Below are 6,928 nucleotides of genomic sequence, written 5' to 3'. Positions count from 1 at the left end.
TATGTCTTTTTTCTTTTTCTTCAATGTTTCTATTAATTTATTGATGAAAATTCGCTTCATCCAACCTTCAAAACTTCCCTCAAAATTGTATTGCTCTATTTTTTGAAAAACGATAACAAAAGCTTCCTGAAAAACATCTTTAGCGTCATCTTCATTCCGCATATATTTTAGGCAAAGACCATACAGCACAGGAGAAAACAGCTGATAAATTTTTAGCTGAGCTCCCCTGTCGTGTTCTACACATTTTCTAATATATTGGTCTAATTCCTCTTTCAAGAATTTGTAGTTTGCTTTGTATTTTTACTCTTTTAGTTCTCTGAAAATTGGTTGTAATCATCCTTCTTCTCTTTGTAAACCATTTCGTGTTCGTCTAAAAACACGTTTTGATTCTCATCAATTTCCCAAAAATAATCTACAAAAATAGGCTTCTGTTGGATACGATTATCAAAATTATTCCTTTTATAATCAACGGGTTGGATCTCTCCCTCATCAGTATATATAAAAATTTTCCAAGCCCAACTTTCCATCGCTTCTTTTCTGGAAATTCTTCTAAATCCTGCATCATCATACGTGCATGAAGAAACCGTGAAAATCACCAAAAGAATAAAAAATATATTTTTCATAATATTAGCATTTATAATTTTTAACAATCATTGGGGGAATTCACTAATATCATCGTCAAAACAGACTAATGACGCTTATCTATTAACTATCAAACTGTTAGTTTTAAAAAAAAGTATATTTTATGCTTAAAATTTACTTAAGATTTAGTTTGCAATTCGGCAATTTTGTCTTTAATAACTTTTTTGAATGCAATAATATTTGGAGTTTGATCTGTTGTATTATCGTTGTCCAAATAGATTTTGGTAACAACTCCTGCTTGGCTCCACTCAAAGTAAACGCCGCCTTGATGATGGCTGTCTGGTGTTCCAAATGTTTTGGTTTGCCCTTTCAAATCTTTTATTTCAGAAGGAACTTTGGCAACAAAACCAGCAAAATCATCTCTATAACTTAATGCTTTATAAGTCGATTTATTAAAATTAGAAGAGATATCACCCACATTTAAATATTTCAATACTTTTTGATTTTCGATTCCAAAAAATTGTTGGCAATCTCCATTACACTGAATCGCAGACATATCCACATAATAATTACCCACAATGGCATAATCAGCAACCTTATTTACTTTAGAAAACAGAATTGGCTTATTTGATTTTGGAAGCACAACATAATCCGTAGGATACGTAATTACGGTGATATCTATTTCGTTTTCTCCTGGCTCAGTTTCGTAATATTCTACCAGAATTTGACAATCATTTTGAATAACTGATTGAATTTTTATTGCATATCCGCCTGTAGGTTTTGGGCCGGACGAAAGTGCTAAAAGTCTTTTTTGAGTAAAATCAGGTAAGGGTACTACGTCATAAGTAGGGCAAGTGGTAAATACTTTTTGAAAATCCTCATTCGAGTTAATGATGTAGTACGTTGGTTTGATTGGGTTTTCCTTGAATTGTCCACAAAAATTAAAACTCTCATAAGCAACATTGGTAACCGTACCACAATCTTGGTTTGGATCCACATTGTCCAATGAATCTGTGCAGGAATAGAAACTCAGAGCGACAAACAGTATTGAAATTAAATTCTTCATGTTTTTTGTTATTTAATATTTGGTTATAATTAATAGATGATGTTTTATTAAAAAGGTTGCGTGATGATGTAAAAAAAAGTTAAATTGTTCATTTAGCATTAGATTTCTAATTATTCGTGAAATTTCATTTTTAAAAATTAAGTACTACGTATTAATGCGTACTTTTGCCTTTTTAAAAAGAAAAAACATGGCAACAATTCTTCCTTTATTAATCGTTTTTATTATCGCGTTTGCAATAGGCATATTCATTGGTAAACTTATTTTTTCTGCCCGTTTTCAATCAGAGAAAGTAAGCTTAGAAGAGAAATTGCTAGCACTTAATTCACAACTGATTCAGCAGAAAGAGCAATTTTTAACAGATAAAAATGCTTTCGAAAAACAACTGGAAGCCGTCAATGCCGAAAAAGAAAATATCCGAAATGAGAAAGACAGTTTGGCAATTCAACTTTCTAAAAAAGAAGTGGATTTTGAAAATCTTTGGGAACGCAACAAAGAACAAAAAGATGAAGTAGAGAAACTTCAGGAGAAATTCACCAAAGAATTTGAAAATCTTGCCAACAAAATATTAGAAGAAAAATCGAATAAATTCACGGAGCAAAACAAAGAAAACATAAAAAATATCTTGACTCCGTTGCAAGACAAAATTCAGTTATTTGAAAAAAAAGTCGAGGACACTCACAAAGAAAGTATCGACTACCATGCCGCTTTACGCCAACAAATAATTGGATTGAGCGAAATGAATCTTCAAATGAGTAAAGAAACCCTCAATTTGACTAAAGCCCTAAAAGGCGATAGCAAAATGCAGGGAAACTGGGGCGAATTAGTTCTGGAAAGAGTTTTAGAAAAGTCTGGTCTGGAAAAAGGACGCGAATACGAGGTACAACAAAGTCATCTCAGAGAAGATGGTAATCGCGTATTTCCTGACGTTGTTATCAATTTGCCTGACGGAAAAAAGATGATTGTCGATTCTAAAGTTTCTTTGGTCGCGTATGAAAAATACATCAATGAAGACGATGATGAAGCAATGAAAACTCGTTATTTGAAGGAACATGTCAACTCGATAAAACTTCACGTTGAACAATTAGGGAATAAAAATTATCATGATTTATACCAGATAGAAAGTCCCGATTTTGTTTTGCTTTTTATTCCAATGGAACCCGCTTTTGCAATTGCACTCAATGAAGACACTTCGTTATACAACAGGGCTTTCGAGAAAAATATTGTGATTGTTACACCTTCTACTCTATTGGCTACATTGCGTACTATTGACAGTATGTGGGCCAACCAAAAGCAACAGGAAAATGCTTTTGAAATTGCCAGACAAGCCGGTGCTTTATATGATAAATTTGAAGGCTTTGTGGCCGATTTAATAAAAATTGGCAAGAAAATCGAGGAAAGCAAAGCTGAATATCAGGGAGCTATGAATAAACTCGTTGAAGGAAAAGGAAACTTAATCATCAGCGTTGAAAAACTTAAAAAAATGGGTGCCAAAGCCAAAAAAGCACTGCCAGAAAGTATTATAAAAAGAGCTGAAAACGATGAAAATTCTCTTTTAAACTAAATTATAATTTTAAAAATAACTAACTCATACAACAACACAAATCGTTCTCTTTACCCCTTAAATTATGGACAAAATTTACAAAACAGTTTCTTCATCACATGTTAGTATTTCAGTATTGATGTTGCCGTCACACACCAATTTTAGCGGAAAAATTCATGGAGGTTATATTTTATCACTTTTGGATCAAATTGCTTTTGCCTGTGGATCTAAATTTTCAGGAAATTATTGTGTAACCGCTTCGGTAGATACTGTGAATTTTTTAAAACCAATTGAAGTTGGAGAACTTGTAACCATGAAAGCTTCGGTAAATTATGTGGGCAGAAGTTCGATGATTGTAGGTATTCGCGTTGAAGCAGAAAATATTCAGACAGGGCAAAAAAAACATTGTAATTCTTCTTATTTCACAATGGTTGCCAAAGATAATGAAGGCAATAGCGTACCAGTTCCAGGTTTAATTTTATCCAATTTTGAAGATATCAAACGTTTTTGTAATTCGATAAAACAAATTGCCCTAAAAAAGGAGCACGAAATTCATGAAGAAGAGTTCAATTATACTTCGAAAGAAACACTGGAAAACCTGAAAAAATACAATATTCAAATAGCTTTAGATTAGTATTTGCAAAAGGATTATAATTCATTTTACAAAGCCAATATGAGAAAGTTTCTTTTCATATTGGCTTTTTTTTTTGGCGCAACTTTAAGACTGTTTCGATAAAAAAATCGTAACTTTAAGTATAACCTTTAATAGAAAAAATTATGAATAAATTTACTCTATTAGCCCTCTTTTTCGTCCTCTATCCCATTAATGCACAAAACAAATTTAGCTCATCCAAATGTGTTATTTTCTTTGAAGCGTCTGTGCCTTTATTTGAAGCTGTTGAAGCCAAAAATGAGAATGTGGACGGTACTTTGATCCCCGATAAAAGCGAAATAACTTTTACTGCTGTCATCAAAAAATTTCAGTTTAAAAGAAATCTGATGCAAGAACATTTTAACAACAATTACCTTGAAAGTGATCGTTATGCTAAGGCTACTTTTAAAGGAGTTATCGAAAAATTTGATTTGAAAGTAGTCAACGAAACCGAAAAAGATTTTTTGATAAAAGGAAAGCTAACGATTCACGGCCAAACCCGAATGGTTTCTGTAATTGCAAAAATTAAGAGAGTCGGAAACGGAATTCAGATAAACTCGAATTTTACATTGAACACGGATGATTTCAAAATTGAAATCCCAAATATGGTAGTTGCTAAAATTTCAAAAAAAGTAAACACTCAGCTCGTTTGTATTTTGAACTAAGTGTCTTTATTGACGACAGATTTTCAGTGTGCTATTGAGGTTTCTAAATTGAAATCTAAAACCTTGCTTTTTTATTTTATCCGAAGAAACTCTTCTGCCGGTCAAAACAATGGTAGCCATTTCTCCAAAATACAATCTGATTACAAAGGCTGGAACATTTGGCAACCAAATTAAATAACCATACGAATTTGCCAATGCTTTACAGAAAATTAAATTTGTAGTGCTATCATTAATGGTAGCATTGTAAGGCCCTGTCATTTTGTTGTTTTCCATAGCTTCAATGTACATCATACACAAATCATGCACATGAATCCAAGGCACATATTGTTTACCAGACCCCAATGCAGCGCCCAGTCCACGTTTAAAGAGGGCATTCAGTTTCTTTAAAATTCCTTCATTTTTACCCAAAACTAGCCCAGTACGAATTTTTACGGTACGAATACCTAAACCGGTTATTAAATCAACCGATTTTTCCCATTCCTGACAAACAGTTCCAATAAAATCATTGGCTGGCAAAGTCTCTTCAGTACAAATTCCTTCGCCATCAATAGCGCCATAATATCCTATAGCCGAAGCAGAAACAAAAGCTTCTAATTTTTTATTATGTTTTTTTAGAACTTCTGCTATTAATTCCGTGGATTTTACTCTACTATCGATGATAGCCGCTTTCCTTTTATTGGTCCATCTTTTCTCAGTTAAGTTTTCTCCTGCCAAATGAATGATATAATCAGCATTCAAAATAGCTGCTTCCTCAATATTTTGTGTGCTAACATCCCAAATATAATATGAAATTTTATCTGTATTTGGTCTGCTGTTTCTGGTAAGAATCGAAACTGTATAACCTCTTTCCAATAATTTTTTGGTGAGATACCTTCCTATAAAACCGGTACCACCTGTTATCAAAACATTTTTTCCCATGAATTATAAATTAGTGAAAATCAATTAGAATACAAAGATAAGCCAATGGTTTTCTTAAGATTACTAATAAGAAGTTAAACGTAAGCGCATTAAACACAAATTAAACTTAAAATGATGATTTTTTAGTAGTTAGAAACAAAATCTGGCTCTTCGTTCTATCTTTTTTTAAAAGAAAAAAATGCTAAAACTATTTTACACCAAACTCTGTAAATATTCAACTATTATATTATTTAGAACGCGTTGGGTGAAATTATTTTTTACCACATGTTACTATGTGGTTAATTTTTTCAATTTACAGAATTTCACCCAACGGGTTATTTAGAAATTCCATTTTTATAAGCAGCTATTGCCCTATCTCTTGCAAAAGCATGGTCTACCATAGGTTGTGCGTAACCCAAATCGAATTCAGGAATCCATTGGCGAATGTAAATTCCGTTTTCATCAAATTTTTTGAGCTGAATATCTGGATTAAAAACTCTGAAATAAGGAGCAGCATCACAGCCTGTTCCTGCAGCCCATTGCCAGTTTCCTATATTTGCAGACAAATCGTAATCCAACAGTTTTTCGGCAAAGTAAGCCTCGCCCCATTGCCAGTTGATTAGTAAATGTTTGCATAAAAAACTTGCTACCACCATACGCACCCGATTGTGCATATATCCCGTAGCATTGAGTTGACGCATACCCGCATCAACCATAGGATAACCTGTAGTTCCTGTACACCAACGCTGGAAATCTTCTTCATTATTGCGCCACTGAATTCCATCATAAGCTGATTTGAAATTATGACTTACTACTTTTGGGAAGCTAAACAAGATTTGCATAAAAAATTCTCTCCATATCAATTCGCTTAGGAAAACATCATTTTTTCGGGCTGCCCAATTTACTAACTTTCGGATACTCACAGTACCAAAACGCAAATGTGGTGAGAGGTAAGATGTACTATCAACAGCTGGAAAATCACGCGTTTGGTGATAAATACCAATTTGCTTTAAATTATAAGGTTTAACTTTCATATCACTTTCCTGAAAACCTATTTGGTCTAAAGTTGGGAAATCAAAATGGCCTTGGTAAAAATTGGAGAAGTAATTCTCAGCATCATATTCTGTAATCGGAGCTATTGATTTGTATTTTTCTAACCATTTATTTTTATATGGAGTATAGATGGTATATGGTAATCCGTCTGGTTTGGCGATTTCTTTTTCCTCAAAAATCACTTGATCTTTAAAAGAAAAAAAAGAAGCATTATTCGCTTTTGCTATTGTTTCAATTGCCAAATCTCTCTTTATGGCGTAAGGCTCATAATCTTTATTCAAAAAAACTGCCGAAACGGTGAACTCCTCGAAAAGCGATTTCCAAATCTCGATTGTTGTTCCTTTTTTTATTAAAAGTGAACTTCCAATGGCTTTGAGTTGCGCATTTACTTTTTGCAAAGATTCGTGTATAAAACTAACACGGGCATCATTTTTTGGCAAATTAGTCAGAATATCATCGTCGAAAATAAACAA

At 33.0% G+C, this 6,928-nt stretch carries 8 protein-coding genes; 3 read left to right on the top strand and 5 right to left on the bottom strand.

Going from position 1 to position 6,928, the window contains the following annotated elements:
* From VLC96_RS15515 to VLC96_RS15505, 3 genes are all read right to left on the bottom strand, one after another.
* Window positions 1–276: RNA polymerase sigma factor (locus VLC96_RS15515; protein ID WP_325264363.1), on the bottom strand; the 276-nt coding region annotated here is incomplete at its 3' end.
* A 32-nt stretch (window positions 277–308) separates the two neighbouring features.
* Complete coding sequence (locus tag VLC96_RS15510) at window positions 309–623, bottom strand: hypothetical protein (protein WP_325264361.1); 315 nt, start codon at window positions 621–623, stop codon at window positions 309–311.
* Between the two features lie 137 nt (window positions 624–760).
* A complete protein-coding gene (locus VLC96_RS15505) occupies window positions 761–1,648 on the bottom strand; it encodes a protease complex subunit PrcB family protein (protein ID WP_325264359.1) in 888 nt (295 codons plus the stop codon).
* Between the two features lie 187 nt (window positions 1,649–1,835).
* On the opposite strand from VLC96_RS15505, the gene rmuC reads away from it, so the two are divergent.
* The 3 genes from rmuC to VLC96_RS15490 all read left to right on the top strand — a co-directional run bounded on the left by rmuC (window position 1,836) and on the right by VLC96_RS15490 (window position 4,505).
* Window positions 1,836–3,209 (top strand): DNA recombination protein RmuC, encoded by a 1,374-nt coding sequence (rmuC, locus tag VLC96_RS15500; protein WP_325264357.1) that lies wholly within the window; start codon window positions 1,836–1,838, stop codon window positions 3,207–3,209.
* A gap of 64 nt (window positions 3,210–3,273) precedes the next feature.
* Entirely contained in the window at window positions 3,274–3,822 is a 549-nt protein-coding gene (locus VLC96_RS15495) for an acyl-CoA thioesterase (RefSeq protein ID WP_325264356.1), read from the top strand.
* A 143-nt stretch (window positions 3,823–3,965) separates the two neighbouring features.
* Window positions 3,966–4,505 carry a YceI family protein gene (locus tag VLC96_RS15490; RefSeq protein ID WP_325264354.1) on the top strand — a complete coding sequence of 180 codons (540 nt, stop codon included), beginning with the start codon at window positions 3,966–3,968 and terminating at the stop codon, window positions 4,503–4,505.
* Window positions 4,506–4,511: 6 nt separating this feature from the next.
* Here VLC96_RS15490 and VLC96_RS15485 read toward each other — a convergent pair whose 3' ends face one another.
* Both VLC96_RS15485 and VLC96_RS15480 read right to left on the bottom strand, forming a co-directional pair.
* On the bottom strand, window positions 4,512–5,423 hold the full coding sequence (locus VLC96_RS15485) for a TIGR01777 family oxidoreductase (protein WP_325264352.1): 912 nt from the start codon (window positions 5,421–5,423) through the stop codon (window positions 4,512–4,514).
* A gap of 314 nt (window positions 5,424–5,737) precedes the next feature.
* The coding region (locus VLC96_RS15480) for a cryptochrome/photolyase family protein (RefSeq protein WP_325264350.1) at window positions 5,738–6,928 on the bottom strand (1,191 nt) is incomplete at its 5' end.

Source organism: Flavobacterium sp., assembly GCF_035456085.1.
Lineage (GTDB): Bacteria > Bacteroidota > Bacteroidia > Flavobacteriales > Flavobacteriaceae > Flavobacterium.
This window is presented reverse-complemented; position numbering and strand designations above follow the sequence as displayed.

Excerpts from the sequence above, each read along its gene's own strand:
- VLC96_RS15510 (WP_325264361.1), bottom strand. The coding sequence starts at position 623 with ATGAAAAATATATTTTTTATTCTTTTGGTGATTTTCACGGTTTCTTCA.
- VLC96_RS15505 (WP_325264359.1), bottom strand. The coding sequence starts at position 1,648 with ATGAAGAATTTAATTTCAATACTGTTTGTCGCTCTGAGTTTCTATTCC.
- rmuC (WP_325264357.1), top strand. The coding sequence starts at position 1,836 with ATGGCAACAATTCTTCCTTTATTAATCGTTTTTATTATCGCGTTTGCA.
- VLC96_RS15495 (WP_325264356.1), top strand. The coding sequence starts at position 3,274 with ATGGACAAAATTTACAAAACAGTTTCTTCATCACATGTTAGTATTTCA.
- VLC96_RS15490 (WP_325264354.1), top strand. The coding sequence starts at position 3,966 with ATGAATAAATTTACTCTATTAGCCCTCTTTTTCGTCCTCTATCCCATT.
- VLC96_RS15485 (WP_325264352.1), bottom strand. The coding sequence starts at position 5,423 with ATGGGAAAAAATGTTTTGATAACAGGTGGTACCGGTTTTATAGGAAGG.